The 21,289-nt window shown below is 63.3% G+C and carries 16 protein-coding genes and 1 tRNA gene; 13 read left to right on the forward strand and 4 right to left on the reverse strand.

The annotated features are described in order from the left end of the window. Nucleotides 1-160: 160 nt before the first annotated feature. Both IM701_RS01705 and IM701_RS01710 read left to right on the forward strand, forming a co-directional pair. A complete protein-coding gene (locus IM701_RS01705) occupies nt 161-1,573 on the forward strand; it encodes a sulfatase (RefSeq protein WP_193827593.1) in 1,413 nt (470 codons plus the stop codon). A 168-nt stretch (nt 1,574-1,741) separates the two neighbouring features. Then, nucleotides 1,742-3,115 (forward strand): alginate export family protein, encoded by a 1,374-nt coding sequence (locus IM701_RS01710; protein WP_230487758.1) that lies wholly within the window; start codon nt 1,742-1,744, stop codon nt 3,113-3,115. A 69-nt stretch (nt 3,116-3,184) separates the two neighbouring features. Here IM701_RS01710 and IM701_RS01715 read toward each other — a convergent pair whose 3' ends face one another. Continuing rightward, a complete protein-coding gene (locus IM701_RS01715) occupies nt 3,185-3,802 on the reverse strand; it encodes a TetR/AcrR family transcriptional regulator (protein WP_062347544.1) in 618 nt (205 codons plus the stop codon). A gap of 164 nt (nt 3,803-3,966) precedes the next feature. Between IM701_RS01715 and IM701_RS01720 the strand changes: the two genes are divergently transcribed. Next, complete coding sequence (locus IM701_RS01720; RefSeq protein ID WP_193827594.1) at nt 3,967-6,297, forward strand: TonB-dependent receptor; 2,331 nt, start codon at nt 3,967-3,969, stop codon at nt 6,295-6,297. Nucleotides 6,298-6,519: 222 nt separating this feature from the next. Beyond that, nucleotides 6,520-7,221, forward strand: a complete 702-nt coding sequence (locus tag IM701_RS01725) for a YkgJ family cysteine cluster protein (protein WP_193827595.1) — start codon at nt 6,520-6,522, stop codon at nt 7,219-7,221. On the opposite strand, the gene IM701_RS01730 is transcribed toward IM701_RS01725, so the two are convergent. After that, nucleotides 7,222-8,187 carry a complex I NDUFA9 subunit family protein gene (locus tag IM701_RS01730; RefSeq protein WP_193828309.1) on the reverse strand — a complete coding sequence of 322 codons (966 nt, stop codon included), beginning with the start codon at nt 8,185-8,187 and terminating at the stop codon, nt 7,222-7,224. A 222-nt stretch (nt 8,188-8,409) separates the two neighbouring features. On the opposite strand from IM701_RS01730, the gene IM701_RS01735 reads away from it, so the two are divergent. The 4 genes from IM701_RS01735 to IM701_RS01750 all read left to right on the forward strand — a co-directional run bounded on the left by IM701_RS01735 (nt 8,410) and on the right by IM701_RS01750 (nt 13,652). Continuing rightward, nucleotides 8,410-8,496 (forward strand) — tRNA-Leu (locus tag IM701_RS01735). A gap of 170 nt (nt 8,497-8,666) precedes the next feature. Then, the gene (locus tag IM701_RS01740) at nt 8,667-10,076 is read left to right on the forward strand and encodes a DUF6538 domain-containing protein (RefSeq protein ID WP_370584358.1); all 1,410 of its coding nucleotides are present in this window, start codon (nt 8,667-8,669) and stop codon (nt 10,074-10,076) included. Between the two features lie 52 nt (nt 10,077-10,128). Further along, nucleotides 10,129-10,401, forward strand: coding sequence for a hypothetical protein (locus IM701_RS01745; RefSeq protein WP_193827597.1), 273 nt, complete (start codon nt 10,129-10,131; stop codon nt 10,399-10,401). A gap of 365 nt (nt 10,402-10,766) precedes the next feature. Continuing rightward, nucleotides 10,767-13,652 carry a CHAT domain-containing tetratricopeptide repeat protein gene (locus tag IM701_RS01750; RefSeq protein WP_193827598.1) on the forward strand — a complete coding sequence of 962 codons (2,886 nt, stop codon included), beginning with the start codon at nt 10,767-10,769 and terminating at the stop codon, nt 13,650-13,652. An 8-nt stretch (nt 13,653-13,660) separates the two neighbouring features. On the opposite strand, the gene IM701_RS01755 is transcribed toward IM701_RS01750, so the two are convergent. Continuing rightward, nucleotides 13,661-14,524 (reverse strand): dienelactone hydrolase family protein, encoded by an 864-nt coding sequence (locus tag IM701_RS01755; RefSeq protein ID WP_039336470.1) that lies wholly within the window; start codon nt 14,522-14,524, stop codon nt 13,661-13,663. Between the two features lie 160 nt (nt 14,525-14,684). On the opposite strand from IM701_RS01755, the gene IM701_RS01760 reads away from it, so the two are divergent. Then, nucleotides 14,685-15,404, forward strand: coding sequence for a nuclear transport factor 2 family protein (locus tag IM701_RS01760; protein WP_039336472.1), 720 nt, complete (start codon nt 14,685-14,687; stop codon nt 15,402-15,404). Nucleotides 15,405-15,420: 16 nt separating this feature from the next. Here IM701_RS01760 and IM701_RS01765 read toward each other — a convergent pair whose 3' ends face one another. Next, nucleotides 15,421-15,903, reverse strand: coding sequence for a MarR family winged helix-turn-helix transcriptional regulator (locus IM701_RS01765; protein ID WP_169745737.1), 483 nt, complete (start codon nt 15,901-15,903; stop codon nt 15,421-15,423). A gap of 174 nt (nt 15,904-16,077) precedes the next feature. Here IM701_RS01765 and IM701_RS01770 point away from each other — a divergent pair, with 174 nt between their 5' ends. From IM701_RS01770 to IM701_RS01785, 4 genes are all read left to right on the forward strand, one after another. Further along, nucleotides 16,078-18,420, forward strand: a complete 2,343-nt coding sequence (locus IM701_RS01770) for a TonB-dependent receptor (protein ID WP_193827599.1) — start codon at nt 16,078-16,080, stop codon at nt 18,418-18,420. Between the two features lie 130 nt (nt 18,421-18,550). After that, nucleotides 18,551-18,952, forward strand: a complete 402-nt coding sequence (locus tag IM701_RS01775) for a nuclear transport factor 2 family protein (RefSeq protein ID WP_193827600.1) — start codon at nt 18,551-18,553, stop codon at nt 18,950-18,952. A 14-nt stretch (nt 18,953-18,966) separates the two neighbouring features. Further along, a complete protein-coding gene (locus tag IM701_RS01780) occupies nt 18,967-20,436 on the forward strand; it encodes an aldehyde dehydrogenase (protein ID WP_039336478.1) in 1,470 nt (489 codons plus the stop codon). Between the two features lie 11 nt (nt 20,437-20,447). Beyond that, nucleotides 20,448-21,284 carry an SDR family oxidoreductase gene (locus IM701_RS01785; protein ID WP_193827601.1) on the forward strand — a complete coding sequence of 279 codons (837 nt, stop codon included), beginning with the start codon at nt 20,448-20,450 and terminating at the stop codon, nt 21,282-21,284. Nucleotides 21,285-21,289 lie beyond the last annotated feature (5 nt).

Here is a 21,289-nt window from a genome sequence, read left to right on the forward strand (position 1 = left end):
CAACCCGGGCCTCACCCGTTCGGCGCAAAAGGAAAACTTCCCGACGGACAAGATGAATTGTCTATCGATGCAATAGACATTGATGGGGCTGGCGATAAGTTCATATTGCCTTACGCGACCACGCGCGGGTCCACCTGCAACTGCAATCACGGACCGCACCATGACCTCGACCTACAGTCTTACCCGCCGCGCGACCCTTGCAGGCGCCGCCGCCACTCTGGCCGTCGGCTCTGTGCCCGCGATTGCCCGCAAGCGCGTGCGGCAGCCGAACATCCTCTACATCATGGCCGATGACCTCGGTTACGCCGATCTGTCCTGCTATGGTCGCCGCGATTTCGAGACGCCGGTGCTCGACAAGCTGGCGGCGGAGGGCCTGCGTTTCACCAATGCCTACGCCAACAGCGCCGTCTGCACGGCCACGCGCGTCGGCCTGATCACAGGCCGCTATCAGTATCGCCTGCCCGTTGGCCTCGAGGAGCCGCTGGCCTACCGACCCAACATCGGCCTGCCGCCTTCGCATCCGACGCTGCCGTCACTTCTCGCCAAGGCTGGCTATCGCACCTCGCTGATCGGCAAGTGGCATCTTGGCAGCCTCCCGGACTTCGACCCGATCAAGAGCGGCTACCAGTCTTTCTGGGGCATCCGCAGCGGGGGCGTCGACTATTACACCCACGCCACCAGCAACGGTCAGCCCGACCTGTGGGATGGTCCCACGCCCGTCGACAAGGCGGGTTACCTGACCGACCTGCTTGCCGACCGCGCGATTGCGGAAATCCGCCAGGCGTCGTCAGCCAAGGCGCCGTGGTTCATGTCGCTCCACTTCACTGCGCCGCACTGGCCGTGGGAAGGGCCTGACGACGCCAGCGAATCCGCTCGGATTGCCGGACTGAAGGACCCCAAGGCGCTGTTCCACTTCGACGGCGGCAGTGCGGCGATCTACGCCGCCATGGTCCGCCGTCTCGATTACCAGATCGGGCGCGTACTCGAAGCCCTCAAGGCAAACGGCGCCGAGCAGGACACCATCGTCGTCTTCACCAGCGACAACGGCGGCGAACGCTTCTCCGACACCTGGCCCTTCAGCGGCCGCAAGACCGAGCTGCTCGAAGGCGGCCTGCGCATTCCGGCCATCGTACGCTGGCCGGGCGTCACCATGGCATCGACGATCAGCGATGCACAGATCATCTCGATGGACTGGCTGCCGACATTCCTTGCCGCCGCCGGTGCAGCGCCAGATCCCGCATTCCCCAGCGATGGCGAAGACATCACCGCAGCCCTGTCGGGCCGAGCCTTGCCCGGACGCACGCTGTTCTGGCGCTACAAGAACCACGCCCAGCGCGCGGCCCGTCGCGGCAACCTCAAATACCTGAAGATCGGCGGGAACGAGTTCCTGTTCGACGTCGTTGCCGACCCTCTCGAGCGGGCCAACCTGAAAGACCGGCAGCCCGAAGCCTTCACCTCGCTCAAGAAGGCGTGGGAGGACTGGAACGCCCGAATGCTGCCGCTGGATGCGCAGTCCTACACCCACGGTTTCGGGCCTGGCGAACTGGCGGATCACTTCAACCCCGAACTCTGACAAGCCTCCGGCAGCCGGCAACATTTGGCATTGCTGGGAAACACTTGTCTTGAAAGCAGAAACATTGCATCAGCCGTCCAACCGGGTCAGCGCAACCTCCCGGTCAAGCGCAGCGCGCGCTCAAGTGTTGCTTCATTGGACGGCCGCTTGGCCGCGATGGAGCCTGCCTTGAAGTCGTTCGCGTTCCTTTTGCCAGTTGCTGTCACCGCAGTTTTTCTACCGTCCGGCAGCGCACTCGCCGACACGCCCCGGCTCCAATCCATGCTCGGCGCGCCGCCGAATATCGCGGTCAGCGGCTCGATCCGTCTGCGCTACGAGACCCTGACCGGACAGCCGCGCGTAAACCTGCCGCCCGCCGACGAGCAGCTCGCGCTTCGCACGACACTGGCCATCGAATACAAGGCCGCGCCGAACGTCCGCATCGGCGCGGAGATGTTCGACAGTCGGGCCTGGCTCGGCAAGCCCGGCAGTTCGGTCAGCGCCAACGACGTCAACACGCTCGAAATCGTGCTAGGCTATGTGGCCGTCGATCTTGCGCCCGCACAGGGCGCCAGGCTCAAGCTCGAAGCCGGGCGTTTCGTTCTTAACCTCGGCTCGCGACGACTGATCGCGGCAGACGACTATCGCAACACCACCAACGGCTACACCGGCCTGCGCGCGGACCTCAAGGCAAGTGATGGCACCGCTGCTACATTGATTTACACCCTGCCGCAGATCCGCAAGCCCGATGATCAGGCATCGGTGTTGTCCAACCGCCATGGGTTGGACAAGGAGAGTTTCGACCTCCGGCTCTGGGGTGGTCTGGTCTGGCATCCCAGGACCGTCGTAGGTGCCATGGCAGAAGCATCCTACTTTCGCCTGCAGGAGCGCGACAGCCCGTCACGCGCCACGCGGGACCGCAACCTCCACACCGTTGCCGCGCGCCTGATCCGCGAGCCCAAGGCTGGCAAGCCCGATTTCGAGATCGAGGGCGCATGGCAGTTCGGAGATGTCAGCGAGACAACGCGGCCCAATGCCCGCAAGCTCGATGTCGATGCCTGGTTTGTCCATGCCGATGTCGGATACCTGTTCCCCGGTCCGGCGCGGATGCGGCTGTCAGTCGAATACGATTACGCCAGTGGAGACGGTCCTGGCGGCTCCTATGGCCGCTTCGACACGCTGTTCGGCATGCGACGCGCTGACTTCAGCCCCGCAGGCGTGCTCGCCGCGATCGGCCGTAGCAACATCAACAGTCCCGGCATGCGCGCCGAAGTGGCCCCCGGCAAGCGCTTCGACGCGTTCGTCACCTACCATCCGCTTTGGCTCGCCGAAAAGACGGACAGCTTCGCCACGACCGGCGTGCGAGATGCGAGCGGCAAGGCAGGCTCCTTTGCTGGCCATCAGGTGGAAGGACGGATGCGCTACTGGATCGTGCCAGGCTTCCTGCGCGGGGAGATCAATGCGTTCTGGCTCGCAAAGGGACGGTTTATGCGAGGGGCTCCCAACGCACCGGCTTCAGACAACACGACCTATGTCAGCTCAGCCCTGTTGGCCTCATTCTGATGTTCGAAGACAAATGGGATCTTGATTTCCAATTGGGCGTCCCTTGCGCCCAGCAGGGCTCACCATTCCTCATCCTTGGCGCGCGCGGAGCCCTTCGCCCAGCAGGTCTGCGGCCACTTCGGCGATCTCTTCCACTGGACGGCTGTCGTCCCAGACGCCGAAGCGCAGGCCGAGGAAGACGTTCATGCCCATGATGGCCCATGCCCGCACGTCCTGTTCCCCATCGCGCAGCGTGCCGGACGCCACGCCGTCGGCCAGACGCGCGGCGATGCGAGTGGCGGTGCCTTCGTAGTGGTCGCGGTAGCTTTGCGGATCGGCAAATTCGGCCTCGTCGATAATCCGGTAGATTTCCTTGTGCTCACGCGCAAAGTGCAGGAACCCGACCAAGGCTTCGCGCTCACGCTGCAAGCCGGTGGCGCCTTCGCTTACGGCGGCGGCGGCGGTCGTTGCCACCCTGGCTGACATGTCACGCACCAGCGCGGTGAAGATCGCGTCCTTCGAATCAAAATAGGTGTAGAAGCTGCCCAGGGCCGTCCCGGCGCGCCGGGTGATGCCGCTGATCGAGGCTTCGTGAAATCCGCGCTCGCCGAACTCTGCGGCAGCGGCGTCAAGCAACTTGCGCAAGGTTTCGCGCCCGCGCGCAGTGCGCGGCACCTTTCCCGGACTTGCAGCGCTCGTCTGCGCCATGTGCGATCCTCCCCGCAACCGCCCACCCCACATGCGTGTTGCCGTTTCGCCACGATTCGTAGCGACAAACGGGCAATCTCACAACGAGAAGTTGAAAGGTGGTTCAACTTTCAATATCAGGGTGATCGAGCGGACGGAGCAGTCCGCGAGAGGGAGCCTGTCTGATGACCCGTATTTCCACGCGCGCCGCCCTGGCCGCCACAGTTGCGCTGTTCGCCGTGCCCGCCATGCCCGCCTTCGCACAGGAAACGCCTGCTGCCGAAGATGCTTCGGATATCGCTACCGGGAACGAGATTACCGTGATTGCCCGCCGCCGCGAGGAACGCCTGCTCGACGTGCCGATTGCCATATCCGCACTGAATACCGATGCACTCGAACGTGCCGGTGCGAAGGACCTTTCGGGCATCCAGGGCGCCATTCCCAACGTGAACATCGTGCAGGGCCGCGGTTCGGCCAGCAGCGCCAACTTCTACATCCGCGGCATCGGCCAGCCTGATGCGCTGCAGACCTTCGACCCCGCAGTCGGCGTCTATGTGGACGGGGTGTACCTGAGCCGTATCCAGGGCGCGCTGCTCAACCTGTTCGATGTCGAGCGGGTCGAAGTGCTGCGCGGGCCGCAGGGCACGCTCTACGGCAAGAACACGATCGGCGGTGCTGTCAACGTCGTGTCGAAGAAGCCCGACCTCGATACCGTGAAGGGCGAGGCTGCGTTCACCTATGGTCGCTTCGATGAAGTGACGGCGAAGGGTTATGTTTCGGCCCCGCTGGTCACCGACAAGCTCGCGCTGTCGCTTGCCGGGGTCTATGACGACCGAGACGGGATCGTCACCGACCCGCGCACCGGCCGCAAGTATAACGATCGCAACAATCTTTCCGGCCGCGGAATCCTGCGTGCCAAGCCGACCGATACGGTCGAAGTGCTGATCTCGGGCGATTATACGCGCCAGCGCAATGCGGCCACGCTTGGCTATCTTACGGCACCGTTGATCCAGACCGACTTTGCCCGCGGCGCGGTCGTGCTTGCTCCGGCGGAACCTTATGGTCCCTATGACTACAAGGCATCGACCAGCCTTGCCCCGGACCAGGGCCAGAAGCTTGACCACTGGGGCGTTTCGGGCACGATCAACGTCGATCTCAGCGACAGCTTCCAGCTCACCTCGATCACTGCCTACCGCAAGCTCAAGACTGACTTCTTCATCGACATCGACGCCACGCAGTTCGAGCTGGGCGACGTGTTCGTCGGCGTTCGCCAGGACCAGTTCAGCCAGGAACTGCAGCTCAAGTACGATGCCGACAAGCTCAAGGGCGTGTTCGGCCTTTACTACCTCAACGAGAACGTGAGCTCGCATCAGGAAGCCTACGCCGACGGTCTGTTTGCCTTCAACGGCGCGCCCATTACCTTCCTGCGCACGATCGACGACAAGCAGGTGACCAAGAGCTATGCCGCCTTCGGCCAGCTGACCTACGACTTCACCGAGCAGCTCTCGATGACTGCCGGCCTGCGCTACACGCACGAGAAGAAGACCTACAACCGCTGCACGGTTACTGCCTCGACGCTCGGCCTGCTCAATAACATCCGTTACTGCTTCCCCGACAACCTGCCCGCGCCCTTCACCGGCGACAACGACGTCAGCTACGATGCGTGGACGCCGATGGTCAGCCTCTCGTACAAGCCGACGCCTGACACCCTGCTCTATGCCTCGGCCAGCCGCGGCTTCAAGGCGGGCGGCTTCAACGGCCGCGTCAACTCGAACGGCGATATCTCGGTAACGCGCAATGGCGTGACGACGGTGGTGCCGAACTTCGAACCCGAAACGGTCTGGTCCTATGAAGCGGGTGCCAAAGGCACCTTCCTCGACGGCCGCGTCAATGTTTCGGCTGCCGCCTTCTACACCGACTACAACAACTTCCAGGCCCGCGTCGGCAATGGCACCAATGTCGGGCTCGGCGGAAGCTTCCCCGTGCTCAACGCCGGCAAGCTGCGCATCCAGGGCTTCGAGTTCGACATCTCGGTCCGCCCGGTCCAGCCGCTGACGCTTTTTGCGTCGGTCGGCTACCTCGATGCCGATTACAAGCGCTTCGACGATCCGCGCCGCTTGCCGCCTGCCGGTGGCGCCGCGTTCAGCTGCAACCCGACAGGCACGCAGATCACCTGCCGGCCGGCCTTCGCGCCACCGCTTACGCTGCGGGCGGGCGGCGAATACCGCGTCTCGCTCGGCGATGCTTCGCTGACGCTGGGCGGTGACGTCCGCTTCGTCGACAAGCAGTACCTCTCGGTCGACAACCGCCCAGGATTGACCGAAGACGGTTACCTGATCGGCAATCTCTATGCCCAGGTCGACTTCGACAAGTTCTACCTTCGCGGCGCGGTCAAGAACGTGGGCAACACGCTCTACAAGACCGATGGGCAGGAATTCAGCTCGGTGGGCAACATCCAGACCGTCTACTACGGCGATCCGCGCACGTGGAACGTCACGGTCGGCGTCCGCTTCTGATGTGACACAAGACCTCGAGCGGGGCAGGCGCCCTCAAATCCCTCCATCGCCTGCCCCTGCCGCCGAAGCCCCGGTCCGACGTGGCCGGGGCTTTTGGCAGGTTTGGACTGCTCCATACCTGTTGGTTCTTCGCTTTGCGGACGAAGCGCGTCCCGCTCTATTGACGGCATGGAACTGCACTTCGAATGCACGCAATGCGGGCGCTGCTGCCATGATCTCAGGTTGACTCTTTCGGTAGCAGAAGCCTGTGCCTGGGCTGGCAGAGGCCATCAGGTTGACCTGCTGACGGAAGCCTGGCCATGGCCCGACGATGGCGCTTCTTCCGATGCCGGGATGGCGTGGCGGAAGGCGACCAGCTTCGCTGTTCGCGTCGGGGACGTTCCATTCCGGATCAATCTCAGGCTGGTTGCGCGGCACGAGGGCGCTTGCCCCCATCTGCTGCCGGACATGCGCTGCGGCAACTACGAAGCCCGTCCTCGCATCTGCAGCATCTATCCGCTCGAAAGCCGCCCCTTCGAAGCGGTGGAGCCCGTGCGTCGGAAGTGCCCTGCCGAAGCCTGGCACGATGATCTGCCGCTGCTGGAGCGCGACGGTGAACCGTCCGACAGCGCAGCGGGCGAAGTGCTTGCCGCGCATCGCCAGGCCATGATCGATGACGTCCCGGTCAAGGCGCGGCTGGCGTCGGCACTGGGCTTTGCCGAGACGGCCTTTGCCGGGGAGGGCATGGCGGTCTGTGAAGTCGCTCCGCTCGCCTTGCTGGCGGCTGTCGAGGAAGTGTCCTCCGGTCGCTGGGATGTTGCGCAGGGCTGGGCAATCGTCACGAACCGGACATCGACGGCGCAGATGCTGGCCGATCTCGATTGCCCGGTGCGGTTGGTGTCGGCCGGACCCGCTTACCTGCCGGCCTTTGCTGACGAGGCTTGATCAGGCGGACTTGGCGCGTGCGCCGAAGCGACCGAACTTGCGGTAGCGCGTCATCCAGCGGGCGAGAAACAGGCCGAGCGGCCGCGGGGTTACGCCGAGTGCCTCGATTCCGGGCAGGTCGCCCGAAGCCACGTTGCCAGCCTTCAGCAGCTTCCACTGGTCGGTGCTCATCGGTGCGCCCGGCAGCCATCCGGTCAGCGAAGCGAAGGCGCCCGAAACCGCGTCCGGCAGTTCGACCAGCATGGGCGTGCGATCCGCAGCCTTGGCGATGCGGCGGTTGAGCTCGCCCATGGTGATGACTTCGGGCCCGGCCAGCTCGTAAGTCTTGCCGCCATGCGCGTGCGGGTTGGCCAGGGCATTGCCGATGGCTTCGGCAGCATCGTCCACGAAAACCGGCTGCAACCTCGCGGAAGGGCCGAATACCGGCAGCACCGGCAGCTTAGCTACCAGACCGCCGAACATGTTGAGGAAGTTGTCATCCTCGCCGAACAGGATCGAGGGACGCACGATCGTGGCAGTAGGGAAAGCGGCCAGCGCGGCCTTCTCGCCCTCGGCCTTGGTCCGGGCATAGGGCACGTCCGATCCGGCATCGGCCCCAAGCGCGGAGACATGGACAAACGCGCGCGCGCCCGCAGCCTTTGCAGCTTCGGCCACGCGGCCTACGCCCTGTCCCTGCAGCGAATCGAGATCACCGGCAAAGGCACCCACCAGGTTGACCACGGCGTCTGCGCCGGTCAGGGCAGCTGCGACGGTGTGCGGCTTGGTGACATCGGTGGCCACGAACTGGATCTGTCCCAGCGTGCCAAGCGGGCGCAACTTGAAGGCGCGCTCGGGATGACGGCTGCACACGCGCAGGCGCGCGCCGCGTGAGAGCAGTTCCTGCGCCAGATGCGTGCCGAAGAAACCGCTGCCGCCCACCAGTGCCACCAGCATGCCTTCGAGATCGCGCGTCCTGCCGTTTGCCATATCGAGCGTGTCCTGAATCATCTTTGCCCGCCAATCCGGGCCGTTTCACGCGACGCCTTTGGCACAGCAGCGGGCGCAGTTTCAATGAGGAAACACCCCTTTGCCCTGCCAGTTGCAAAAAGAGTTACCCTCGCGTGGATTTGCCCCGTTGACACCCCGCCGCGCCTGTCCTAGTGGCGCGCTCCTACCCGGCGAGACGGCGCTTCAGCCCCTCGCCTCCGTGCCCAGATGGCGGAATTGGTAGACGCACCGTCTTCAGGTGGCGGCGCTGGAAACGGCGTGGAGGTTCGAGTCCTCTTCTGGGCACCAACTCATTGAAATCGCTGAGTAAATCGTCAAATAGACGGTCTACTCAGCGTGTTTGCAACGATTTGCTGTTACGATTTGGTTCGAGTGTTGCGGCTCGAAAGCCGCAGAACTCTGCGGAAAATCGCGCGCGTGGCTGTTACGGTTTCACTCCCAACAATCTCCCCAAAGGGATGTGCATCCGGGGTGGTCAGTTCTACTATCGCCGGAATGTTCCAAAGGACGCTCAGGGGCTGATCGGGCGCACTGAGATTTGGCGATCGTTGAGGACTGACAGCTTGAGGGCTGCTGTCCGTCGCGTTTCCGGTGTCGCGGCTCAAATCGAAGCTTACATTGAGAGTGCGCGATCGGCTGCGGGTCTATCGATCGATGAAACGCTCCTTCGACCGTTCACGGACGATCCTAGCTTATGGCCCGCACTTGCTGCTATCCGAGTGAGGGAGCCAGCTTCCACCTCTGATCCTTCGATTGAAGGTCGTCCCGCGATCGCGGAAGTGACGCTTGGGCAGGCATACGAACAGTATCTCAACGACCCGGCACATTCGTGGTCGGCGCGGACCCGTGAGGCGTTCGAAACGAGCCGCAAGATGGCGGTTGCCGTGATTGGAGCAGATACTCCGCTGATGTCGCTCTCTCGGGCTCAGTGCCGCGATTACATCGAGGTGTTGCGCTTCCTTCCACGGAACTCTGCAAAGCGATTTCCGAAGCTGACGCCACGGCAAGCCTCTGAGCAGTCGAAGGCGAACGGCGGACGCGAGGCAATCAGCGCAGCCAATGTGAATGTGTATCTCGGAAACCTGTCGAGCTTCTTGAATTGGGCGGTCAATGAGGAGCTTATTGGACGAAACCCCCTTCGTGGGCTGCGACTGCACGATGAGGTCGCGAAGAAGGACAAGCGCCTTCCATTCTCAGCCGATCAGTTACGGAAGATTTTCAACGCCCCTCTTTACCGGGGATGCCTTGATGGTGGGCGAGGATATGCGACACCGGGGGCTAATCGCCCTCGTAACGCTCGCTTCTGGGTGCCTTTGATCGGCTTGCACACGGGGATGAGGCTCAACGAGATTTGTCAGTTGGATGTTGCGGATATTCGTTCGATTGACGGCGTTCAGTGCATTGTGGTCAGCGAGAAGTCGAAGGTGGGGAGCACCGATAAGATTCTTAAGACTGAGGCAAGTGAGCGTGTCGTCCCACTCCATCCTAATCTGCTGGATTGCGGCCTTCTGCGGTATGCAGATCAGCAGCGTGACGCTGGGGAAACTAAGCTATTTGGTGACATCGATCCCGGCACAAAAGGCATCCGCGCCGTAGCCCTCGATACCTCAACTCCAGCAGGTCGAGCGATGTTCTCCATGTTGAGCGTGTTTGCAGAATTTGAGCGCGCAATCCTCCGCGAAAGGATCATGGCCGGTCTCAAACGCTCGACCAAGAAAGCGGGAAGACCGTCACTCGATCCTGAAAAAGTCCAGAGGATCGAGCGAAGCCTGAGGTCGGGCATGTCGATCAACGCGACAGCCAAGAAGCTCAAATGCGGGGTCGGGACCGTCCACCGGATCAAGACCCGCATGGCCCAAGCGGCCTGACTGCCGGATAATCACTGGCTATAATGCAACCACACCTGCTGAGGACCCTGACTTGCCCGACCGTGACCCCAACATCGTCAACTCAGCGCTCTCTCGCCAAGTCACCGAGAAAGGCATCACCGTCGATGTCCAAATCTACCGACTCGAACACGAACCGGGCTGGACACTCGAAGTGGTCAATCAATCAGGCACTTCAACCGTCTGGGACACCGAGTTCTCAACCGATGAGGAAGCCTCCTCAGCCTTCAAAATCGCACTTGATGAAGAAGGCATCGAGGCCTTCATCGACAACGCCAATGTGATCCCGTTCCCCAAGCGTGGCTGAAGACGATCCTCTAAGCGGTGCGGAGCCTCTTCTGGGACTCGAACTCACCACCGTTGAAAACTCAGGACAAAACTCGGCTTTGGGCGAGGACTCGAAGCAGTTCGCTGCCCAAAGTCCTCTTCTGGGCACCATTTCTTGATCGGGCGGTCACCCGCCATCAGGTTCAGCTCCCTTTTTGAGAATTGCGTATTCGCCTGGACAGGCGGTGTGCGGCATTCCGGCTTGGTCCGGTTCGCTTTTGCGGCGCAGGGAAATGTCCCTTCACTCCGATTTATTGTCGATGATCGACAGTCCCGTGCGTCTCGCTTATCCAGCAAGGCGGGATGGATTTCGAAATGGGGTGGGCACAGATGCGGGCTTCTCGGATGCGTAGGGCTGCGCTGGCCGCCGTTTCGGGCCTTGCCTGTCTTGGACAAGTGCCAAGCCATGCCGCAGCAAAGTCCCCCGCACCGCTCGCCGCGCTCGACAAGGCCCTGTCCGCGGCAATCAACCGGGAAAACGCCAATCCCAACCAAGCCAATTTCGATGCCAGCCTGAAAGCTGCCGAAGCCGTCATTGCTGCGGCGGAGGGTTTGCCGATGGGGCCGGACACATCGCCATATCTGGCGCGCGCGCTCGTATCGCGTTCAAGCTATGCGCGCGAAGCAGGAGAGATCGACAAGTCCCTGGCCGATGCCGAGCGTGCGCGCGAGGTGATCCTGCCCTATCGCGATCTTGCGCCCGATGCTTACGTGCAGTCTATTGCCCTTGCCGGTGACGTGGCGATCCGCCGGGCCCTGTTCCAGCAGGCGGCCGATCGGCTTGGCGAAGGGGCTGGCTATCTGGCGCAGCGGCGCGGCAAGGGGCCGTCGTCTGCGGCGCTCGACATGAGCGAATCCAACATCGGCTACACACTGGCAATCGCCTACATGCAGCTCGGGCAGTACGATGCCTCGGTCAAGGCGCAGGAAGCGAGCCTGGCTGCCCGGGTGCGCGCCGTGGGCGAGTTCCATCCGGCGACGATCAGCGCACGGTACAATCTGGCGTTGCGCCTGTCGCGGGCAGGGCGGCTCGAAGAGGCCGAAGCTATGGCGCGGCTTGCAGCCGAGCAGGTCAAGCAACATGTGCCGCAGACCGACCTGGGGCATGTCCGCGCCGTCGAGACGCTGGCGCTGGTGCTGGCAGGTGGAGGCAAGCGGAGTGAGGCGGTGGAGGTGGCGCGGCATGCGCTCGATATTCGCGTCGCCACCACTGGCACCGGCGATGTCAACTTTGCTGCCGGCCTGACCTCGCTGGGAGGGCTGCTGGCCGATCTCGGGCGCTATGACGAGGCCGTGAGCGTCCTGTCGGGGGCAACGTCGACGCAGGACAAGCTTGGCGCGCTTGCGGCGCCTACGGACCGCCTTCGCACCTTGACGTTTCTCGGGCATGCCCAATTGGGGCAGGGCAAGGTGGCCGATGCGCGCCAATCGCTGGATGCGGCCTACGCGATCTGGGAAAAGACCAGGGCGGCAGGGACGGCCGAAACCCTTCTGCCATCGGTAGCGCTGGCGCGTCTCGACAGTGGCGACGAAGCTGGTGCGGTCGCCGCCGCGACAGCACATCTTGCGGTCGCCTCCAGCCCAAGAGCGCCCGTGCTGGGCAAGGCGCAATCATGCGCTATCGGCGCCTTGCTTGGCATTGCGGCGGCCGAATGCGGCGGAAGTCCGGGCTATGCGCTTGTTCGCGCGGTGACCGACCGGCTCGATGCGAGTGTGGATGGCGAGCTCGTGCTGGCAGACCGCCTGTCGCTGGAACTGGCAATGCGGCTGGCACTGCGTAATGGTGATGTTCAACTGGCGGCCGATGCATCGCAGGTGCTGGTAGGATCGAAGGTTGCGCGGGCGACACGGCTTGCCGCGGCCCGGGCGGGGACTTCAGACCCCGGGCTGGCAGCGCGCATACGCACTCTTCAGGATGCCGAGATGGCCTACCGTCGTGCCAATTCGGTCTATCTGCTGCTGCTGGGAAATGGCGGCGACGTGCAATCGGCCCGTACGGCTCGCGATGTGGCGCTTGCCACGCTGGAGCAGGAGCGTGCCGGTATCGCCAGCAGCTATCCTGCCTGGGCCGCGCTTACCGCTCGCCAAGGCGTCCCCCTGGCCGATATCAGGAGCACGCTGGCAAAGGACGAGGCTGTCCTGGCGGTCGTTCCGGCGTTGACGTCGGCCTTCGTCCTGCTGGTCTCGCCAGACCGGGCCGTGGTGCAGCGGATGCAACCTAGCCGCGCGAGCTTTGCGTCGAGCGCGGCACGGTTGCGTCGCGCGCTCGACCAGCGGAGCTTCGATGCGGCAAGCTCGCACGAACTCTATCGCGCGATCTTCGCAGGCATAGCACCTGATTTGCGCAGGACAGGGGCCTTGCGGATAGTCGCTGGTGGTGATGCCGCAGCCATCCCGTTCGCAACCTTGCTGGAGCGTCCGGTCGACAGTATCGGTCGCAAGGCTCCGTTCCTCGTCATGCGCTATGCCTTGTCGGCTGGTGCGTCATTGCAAGCGCGGACAGCACAGCCGCGGCGCGCGCTGGCTGCTTCGGCCATGCTGGCGCTGGGCGCGCCAACACCGTTCGGCATCAGCATGGCGGATGCGCAAGCGGCAAGGAAGGGGCCGCTCCTGGCAAGTGCTGTCTTTCGCGGGGGGCAGGCGGATGCGCAGTCGCTCGCCTCGCTGCCCGCCTTGCGCTCGGCCGAAGTTGAAGCCGTCTCGCGCAGTGTTGGCAAGGCAACCGTCCTTACCGGTGACCAGGCAAGCGAAGAGCAACTGGCCAAGACCAGGCTGGACCAGTACGGCGTCCTGTTGTTTGCCACGCATGCATTGGTCGCCGGGGAAATGGAAGGCGTTACCGAGCCCGCGCTCGTGCTGGCCCGACCGGAGCGAGGATCAAGCAGCGATGGCGTGCTGACCGCGTCAGAGATTGGCGCGCTACGGCTCGATGCCGACTGGGTGATCCTTTCCGCCTGCAACACTGCTGCCGGCGACGGTGAGGCAGCCCCGGCCTATTCCGGCCTCGCACAGGCATTCCGCTACGCGGGGGCACGAACGCTGATGCTTTCGCATTGGCCCGTACGCGACGATGCGGCGGCGGTACTGGCCGCAACAGTGCTCAAGGAGGCGGCGAAGGGGCGAAAGCCGGCGCAGGCGCTACGTACGGCCATGTTGCGCGCCATGGCCGATCCGGACCTGCCGGATGCGGCCAATCCGCACGTCTGGGCTCCGTTCGTCGTGTTTGAATAGGCGGAGGTTCAGAGGTTTGCCTTGAACAGGTCGAGCATCCTGCCCCAGGCCCGTTCTGCCTGAGTACGGTCATAGATCGGGGCGTCTAGGGTGCACCAGCCGTGCTGGGCAGGGTAGACTTCGATCTCGGCAGGGCGGCTGGCGGCATCGGCTGCCGCGCGAAGCTGCGTCTTCTCCTTGGGTGCGCGCTCGTCATCGTTCTGGGCGATGGCAAAGAGATAGGCGGCGCGGGTCTTGCCGATCAGGTTGACCGGGCTGTCGGCCTCCGGCCCGACGAGACCGCCGCCGTGGAACGAGGCAGCCGCGCCGACGCGAGCGGGGTTGGCAAAGGCCGTCCGCACCGTGAAGGGGCCGCCCATGCAATAGCCGGCGGAGCCGATGCGCTTCCTGGCGTTCACTTCCTTCTGCATGTCGAGCCATGACACGAATGCAGCGGCATCCGAGGTGGTGCCCGAAGGCGTGATTGCCGCGATCATGGGCTTAAGCTTCTTCTGCCCGGCGTCAGAGCGCCACGCCATCAGTGACTCGAGGATCGGGGCGGGGCTGGAGCGGTAATACTGGTTGACGACCAGCACCGCATAACCGGCAGCGGCAAGGCGGGTGCCCATGGTCTTGTAGGCATCGCGCAGGCCCGCGATGTCGGGCCACATGATCACGGCAGGGTGCTTGCCGCGGGTGGGGTAGACAAAGAAGGCATCAGCCTTGCCGTCGGGCGTGTCGATCGTCACCATGCGGCTGGAGGTCGGCGCTTCTGCGGCGGTGACGCAGCCCGGGATCGTGGCGAGCGCGGCAGCGCCTGCGCCGAGGCCTGCAAACTCGCGCCGGTTGAGGAAGAATGCAGCGTTTTCGGCTTCGGTGATCTCATCACACATCGCAGGTTCTCCAGCTCCCGTCAGTCGAGAAACCTAGCGCAGCGCAGTTCGCGCGCAAGGTTTGAATCGGTTTCATTTTTCCCTCTCGCAATCACGACGACATTTGTTAGTGTTGCTTACAATATTAGCCCTGCCGAAGAACTCTGGGGAGAGTCGAGACATGACCGATGTGAATGCCCGCCTTGCCGCGCTCGAAGCGCGCGTGACCGAGCTTGAGGATCTCAACGCGATCCGTCGCCTGCAGTGGGCCTACGGCTACTACATCGACTACAACCGGCCGGAAGAAGTGGCCGGGTTGTTCGCGAAGGACGGCGCGGTCGTGTTCCTGTCGGGCGAATACGTCGGCTACGAAGGGGTGATGCGGCTTTATGGAACGTGGTTCCAGAACCTGTTCACCGGAGGGCGGCGCGGCCCGGTCCATGGGCTGCTGCTCGACCACTTCCAGCTGCAGGACGTGATCACGATTTCCGACGACGGTCAGAGCGCCAAGGGACGGTTCCGGGGCATTCTTGCAGGCGGCTGGCACGATGACATCCTGGGGGACAAGCCCGAGGGCATGCCGCAGCAGTTCTGGGAAAGCGGGATCTACGAAAACGACTACGTCAAGGAAGACGGCGTCTGGAAGATCAAGCGCCTCGACTACATGATGCAGTGGCAGGCCGATTACGAGACTGGCTGGTCAAAGACCGTGGCGCACCTGCAGCCTGCCGCGGTGTGCTTCCCCGAGAACCCGATCGGGCCGGACCGCCTGCTACCCGATACCGACGTACGCCAGACCTGGCCGCATCGGCAGGAAGTGGCGATGAGCTTTGCCCATCCGGTGCTGGCCAAGGCCTTTGCCGTGGGGGATTTCACCAGGATGCAAAAAAAGTGGCCGTAAGGGGCGTCGGGGCGGGTTAACCGCCCCAGCGGCCGATGCGAGCGAGTACGGCTGCGGCGACGCGGCGGAAGGCTTCGCGGTCACGCGCCGGAACGCCCTTGAACAGGTCTGCGCCGACGTGGGCCAAGGCTGGAATGGTCTGTGCGAACAGTTCTTGCCCCGCAGTGGTCAGCCGAACCGGCTTGCGGCGGCGATTGCGGCGATTGGACCCGGGTTCCACAAGGCCGCGCTGCATGAGCGCGGCGATCGCGCGGCTGACGTTCATGGGCGGGACGCCCATGATTTCGGACAGGTCATGGCCGGCCAGTTCGCCTTCGCCACCCAGGGCCAGGACAATGCGCAGGTCGGTGGTGGTAAGGCCAAGCGGATCGGCGACCCCTTCGCGCATCGGCGTGCCGATAAAGGTGCCCAGCTTGAGCAGGTCGACCAGCAGCGCAACCTCACCCTCGATCAGGGCGATGTTCTGGTCTGCTTGTGCCGTGGTTGGTGGCGTGTCCATCAGGCGCATCTATTGCCGGGTTCCCGTCCTTCGGCAAGGGCTGAAGTGTGCCCGATCTGCATCACTTTGCACCCTCTTGAACATGCGCAAATGTTAGGCTTGCAAAGCGGTAATTAGTATGTCTTACTAACAAACAGCAACCGGTTCCGAAGAGGACCATACAGGAGAGGGGATATGGCTCAAGCCCATCGTACCACGTCACATGTGCGCCTGCTAGCCGCAGGTAGCCTGGCCGCGCTCATGCTCGGTCTTGCCGCGCCGGCCATGGCGCAGGATGCTCAGGCGCAGGCTGAGGAAAGCACGCCGGAATCGGCGCGCGAGATCGTCGTGACCGCGCAGTTCCGCGAACAGCGCTTGCAGGATACGCCGCTTTCGATCACTGCCGTCGATGCGACCTTGCTGGCCTCGCGCAACCAGACCGACCTGTCGCAGATCGCGCAACAGGCCCCGAACGTCACGCTGAATGCGATGGGCGGCGCCTATGGCTCGTCGCTGGGCGCTTCGATCCGCGGCATCGGCCAGTTCGACTTCAACCCCGCCTACGAACCGGGCGTCGGCATGTATGTCGATGATGTGTATTACGCCACGCTGACCGGCGGCATTTTCGACCTGCTTGACCTTGAGCGCGTGGAAGTCCTGCGCGGCCCCCAGGGCACGTTGACCGGCCGTAACGCAATCGGCGGCGCGATCAAACTGTTCTCCAAGAAACCGACCGACGAGAATTCAGGCATGGTCGAGGCGGTCTACGGCAGCCGCAACCGCGTCGACATCCGTGGCAGCGCGAACTTCATCCTCGCGCAGGACCTCTATGCCCGCATCTCGGGCGTGTACAAGCGCCAGAATGGCTACGTCGACCAGATCGACTATGGCTGCGCCAATCCCGGCAACCCGCAGGGTATCAGCGCGCGCCCCGGATCGGGCCAGGACTGTGTGATCGATAAGCTCGGCGAGAAGGGCTACGCCGGTCTTCGCGGATCGGTGCGGTATAATCCGGGCGATAATTTCGACCTCGTCATCATCGGCGACTATACGCATGAAGAGCGCACCAACGCGGCAGAAGTGATCTCGCTGATCAACCCGGCGCGCATCACCAACGCCTATGCCTGCGGCCGCTTCTGCACTTACGCGAACTTCTACGCCCCGCCGGGCGGCTTCGTCAGCCAAGGCTACGAGATGCCCAACCGCCTGAAGTTCGATGGCTATGGCTTCTCGGCCAACATGACCGTGGGCCTGAGCGATTCGATCAACATTCAGTCGATCACCGCCTACCGCAACTACCGCCAGAAGTGGGGCACCGACGACGACTTCACCCCCGACCTTGCGATTGCGGGTCAGGGCTACAACGACCTGAAGTTCTGGTTCTTCAGCGAGGAACTGCGCGTCAACGCCAAGCTTGGTGACATGATCGACCTGACCGTCGGCGGGTTCTATTCCGACCAGCGCTCGGTCTACTTCACCCGCCAGGACATTCGCTACATCGCGCCGGGCCTGAACTTCCAGTTCCTCGGCAACGACCCGGTTAACGCCGATAGCAAGGCCGTGTTCGGCACGATCATCGCCCGCCCGATGGATGGCCTGACGCTGACTGGCGGTCTGCGCTACACGAAGGAAAGCAAGGACTACACCTTCGTCCGCAAGAACTTCGACGGCGTCACCAAGTCGATCTACCTGGGCGCACTCGACGGCGTGAAGGCCGTCTACTCGGGCGACAAGGTCGACTGGCGCCTTTCGGCTGACTATCGCTTCAGCCCGGAAGTGCTCGCCTACGTGACAGTCGGAACGGGCTTCAAGGGCGGCGGCGTGACCGCGCGTCCGTTTGACGCCGCGCAGGCGCTCAACGGCAGCTTCGATCCCGAAACGGTCACCGCATATGAAGCAGGCCTCAAGACCGATCTGTTCGATCGCCGCCTGCGCATCAACATCGCCGGGTTCATCAACGACTACAACGATATCCAGCTGCCGCTGATCTCCTGTGCGTCGCTGGGCTCGAACGCGCCGTGCGGTGCGCGCCAGAATGCGGGTAACGGCCGCATCAAGGGCTTCGAGCTCGAAATGCAGGCCTCGCCGATTGAGGGTCTGGATATCGATGCCTCGCTCAGCCACCTGACCGGCAACTACAAGAACATCGATCCACGCGTTGGAAACGCGATCCTGCTGACCGACCCGATCGTGACACCGAACTGGAAGTACAGCTTCGGCATCCAGTATCGCGCCGATCTCGGCAGTGCAGGTTCGATCACCCCGCGCTTTGACTTTGCGCACACGGGCAAGACCAGCGCCGGCCGCATCGCTGCTGGCCAGCCGATTGAGTTCTTCAACGCCTATGACATCGGCAACGCCCGCCTGACCTGGCGGAACGAGGCCGAGGACCTGTCGATCTCGTTCGAAGTGCAGAACGTCTTCAACGAGTACTACACGCCGTTCCGCTTCGCATCGGTCTATGCCTTCACCGGTACGGCCTACAGCCAGGTGGGTCGTCCGCGTGAATGGGCAGTCACTGTGCAGAAGCGCTTCTGATCATTTCAGAGTACGCTAGGGAATGGGGCGGTCAGCGATGGCCGCCCCATTCTTTAGAGCTTGGCGTGAACCATATCAAATGTTAGCTTTTCCATGCGAGCCGAATCCGGCCGCTAGTGGGAGAGCCACCGTGCTGACGCGCGAAGCCTATGATCGCTATGTCGCCGCGTTCAACGCGAAGGACTATGACGCGGTTGCCGATTTCTATGTCGATCCGCCGCTGATGACGTTCTTTGGAGTCGAGATCCGTTCGCGCCAGGCGCTCAAGGATTTTTACGCATTCCTGCACCATCATGTGAAGGAAAGCGTGACCGTTCTGAACTTTGCCTGTTCCGATACCCTGACCGCCATCGATGCTGTCATTCGGGTGGAAGCGGTGAAGGACCTTTCCCGTGAAGCGCTCGACGCGCGCGGGATGCACGGCTTCTTCCCGATCGCGGTGGGCGAAGTGCAGGAAATGCGGCAGTTCATATTCTATACGATCAAGGACGGCCTGATCGAGCGCGTTGAATGCGCGCTGGCGCAGGCGTGAGAGGACACCAAGCCATGACACCAGAAGGCGTGAACGTCGCCCATCCCGACAAGCTCTTCATCGGCGGTCGGTGGGTGCCCGCCCACTCCGGACGCATGATCGAACTGGTCTCGCCCAACACCGAGCAAGTGGTGGGGCGCGTGGCGGAGGCCGACGAGGCCGACATGGATGCTGCCGTGGCCGCAGCGCGCATGGCATTCGATCACGGGCCTTGGCCAACCACGCCGCCTGCCGAGCGCATCGCTATGTTCCGGCGGATGGTGGCCCACCTCGAAACGCGCGTGCCCGAACTGGCCAGAGCCTGGACAGCCCAGATGGGCGGGCTGGCCTCGTTTGCCGGGCCAATGCATGGCGGCAGCGTCATGGCATTGAGCCAGATCGCCGGGTTTGCCGAACAGTTCGAATTCGTCGAGCGCCGCCCGAGCATGGCAGCGGACACAGCGCTGATCGCCTACGAGCCGGTCGGCGTCGTTGCGGCCATTGCGCCGTGGAACGGCCCGTTCGGGATCATGGCCAACAAGGTCGCCTATGCGCTGTTGACCGGTTGCACGGTGATCATGAAGCCATCGCCGGAAACGCCGCTCGAGGCCTACATCATTGCCGAGGCGGCAGAGGCGGCAGGCATTCCTGCGGGCGTGGTGAACCTTGTTACCGGGCACCGTGAGGCGAGCGACCATCTCGTCTGCAACGAGGGCGTCGACAAGGTGAGCTTCACCGGCAGCACCGTTGCAGGCAAGCGCATCGCCAGTGTCTGCGGCGCGCGCATGGCGCGGTGCACGCTGGAACTGGGTGGCAAGTCCGCAGCCATCGTGCGCGACGATTTCCCTATTGATGAGGCAGCCAAGATGCTGACCGGCACGATCACGATGATGAGCGGGCAGGTCTGCGCAATGCTCAGCCGGGTGATCGTACCGCGCCACCGGCACGACGAACTGGCCGAAGCCATCGCGGCGGAGATGAAGCAGGTCCGCATCGGTCATTCAGATGACCCCGAAACCCAGCTCGGTCCGGTGGCGATGAAACGCCAGCTCGAGCGCATCGAGATGTATGTCGAGGAGGGCAGGCAGACGGCCGATCTGGTCACCGGCGGCGGGCGTCCGGCACACCTCAACCGGGGGTATTTCATCGAACCGACCCTGTTTGCCAACGTGAAGAACGAAAGCCGCATCGCGCAGGAGGAGATCTTCGGTCCGGTCCTCAGCCTGATCCCGGTGGAAGACGAGGAAGATGCGATCCGCACCGCCAATGCCAGCGCCTATGGCCTTAACGGTTCGGTGCTGACGACAGATGCCGACGCAGCCTACCGCATAGCCCGGCGCGTCCGCACCGGCGGCTTCGGGCAGAACGGCTTGCGCATGGATTTCGGCCTGCCCTTTGGCGGGTTCAAGCAATCGGGCATTGGCCGCGAAGGCGGGCCGGAGGGGCTGTTCCCCTATCTCGAGATGAAGACGATCCTGATCGACGCAATGCCGTCGGCACTTTGAAGGACACGGGCATGAGCGGACACATTGCGGGCAAGTCGATCGTCATTACGGGCGCCGGTGGCGGATTTGGCAGCCTGGTCGCGAAGAAGGCGGCCGCGCTGGGCGCCCGCGTGACGCTGGGCGATATCGACCTTGCTGCAGCGCAAGGGGTGGCCGATTCCATCAATGCAGCAGGCGGCAAGGCGCAGGCCGTTGCTGTCGACGTTCGCGATCTGGGGCAGGTCAAGGCGCTGGTAGCCGCGGCGCTCGATGCGTTCGGCAGGGTGGACGTGATGATCAACAACGCCGGGATCATGCCCTTGGCGTTTTTCTCGGACCATGAGGCGGCCTATCCTGCGTGGGAACGCTGCATCGACATCAACATCAAGGGTGTTCTGAACGGCATGGTCGCGGCCTATGATCAGATGATTGCGGCGGGGCGGGGACAGATCGTCAACATCTCGTCCATCTATGGCAATTTCCCGGTGATCGGCGCGGCGGTCTATGGTGCATCGAAATCAGCAGTGAATTTCCTGTCTGAATCGCTGCGGGTTGAAAGCCGCGGGAAGATCAAGGTCACCACGATCAAGCCAACCGGCGTGCCGACGACCGGCCTCTCCGGCACGGTGGTCAATCAGGCCGCCGGTATCGGCATCGTTGCACACAACATGCCCGATTTCATGGAGATGGTCGGCGAGATGGCGGCGGGGACGTTCCCACCCGAACGGCTCGATCCCGAGGCGATGGACTTTGCCAGCCTTGCACCGGAACACATCGCCGATGCCGTGATCCATGCAATCGACCAGCCTTGGGGCGTCTCGATTGCCGAAGTGACTGTCCGGGCGGCCGGAGACCACTTCGTTCTGTGAGGAGC

The organism is Novosphingobium sp. ES2-1, from assembly GCF_015169775.1.
GTDB classification, from domain to species: Bacteria; Pseudomonadota; Alphaproteobacteria; order Sphingomonadales; family Sphingomonadaceae; genus Novosphingobium; species Novosphingobium subterraneum.

Excerpts from the sequence above, each read along its gene's own strand:
- IM701_RS01705 (WP_193827593.1), top strand. The coding sequence starts at position 161 with ATGACCTCGACCTACAGTCTTACCCGCCGCGCGACCCTTGCAGGCGCC.
- IM701_RS01715 (WP_062347544.1), bottom strand. The coding sequence starts at position 3,802 with ATGGCGCAGACGAGCGCTGCAAGTCCGGGAAAGGTGCCGCGCACTGCG.
- IM701_RS01720 (WP_193827594.1), top strand. The coding sequence starts at position 3,967 with ATGACCCGTATTTCCACGCGCGCCGCCCTGGCCGCCACAGTTGCGCTG.
- IM701_RS01730 (WP_193828309.1), bottom strand. The coding sequence starts at position 8,187 with ATGGCAAACGGCAGGACGCGCGATCTCGAAGGCATGCTGGTGGCACTG.
- IM701_RS01740 (WP_370584358.1), top strand. The coding sequence starts at position 8,667 with ATGTGCATCCGGGGTGGTCAGTTCTACTATCGCCGGAATGTTCCAAAG.
- IM701_RS01750 (WP_193827598.1), top strand. The coding sequence starts at position 10,767 with ATGCGTAGGGCTGCGCTGGCCGCCGTTTCGGGCCTTGCCTGTCTTGGA.
- IM701_RS01755 (WP_039336470.1), bottom strand. The coding sequence starts at position 14,524 with ATGTGTGATGAGATCACCGAAGCCGAAAACGCTGCATTCTTCCTCAAC.
- IM701_RS01760 (WP_039336472.1), top strand. The coding sequence starts at position 14,685 with ATGACCGATGTGAATGCCCGCCTTGCCGCGCTCGAAGCGCGCGTGACC.
- IM701_RS01765 (WP_169745737.1), bottom strand. The coding sequence starts at position 15,903 with ATGGACACGCCACCAACCACGGCACAAGCAGACCAGAACATCGCCCTG.
- IM701_RS01770 (WP_193827599.1), top strand. The coding sequence starts at position 16,078 with ATGGCTCAAGCCCATCGTACCACGTCACATGTGCGCCTGCTAGCCGCA.
- IM701_RS01780 (WP_039336478.1), top strand. The coding sequence starts at position 18,967 with ATGACACCAGAAGGCGTGAACGTCGCCCATCCCGACAAGCTCTTCATC.
- IM701_RS01785 (WP_193827601.1), top strand. The coding sequence starts at position 20,448 with ATGAGCGGACACATTGCGGGCAAGTCGATCGTCATTACGGGCGCCGGT.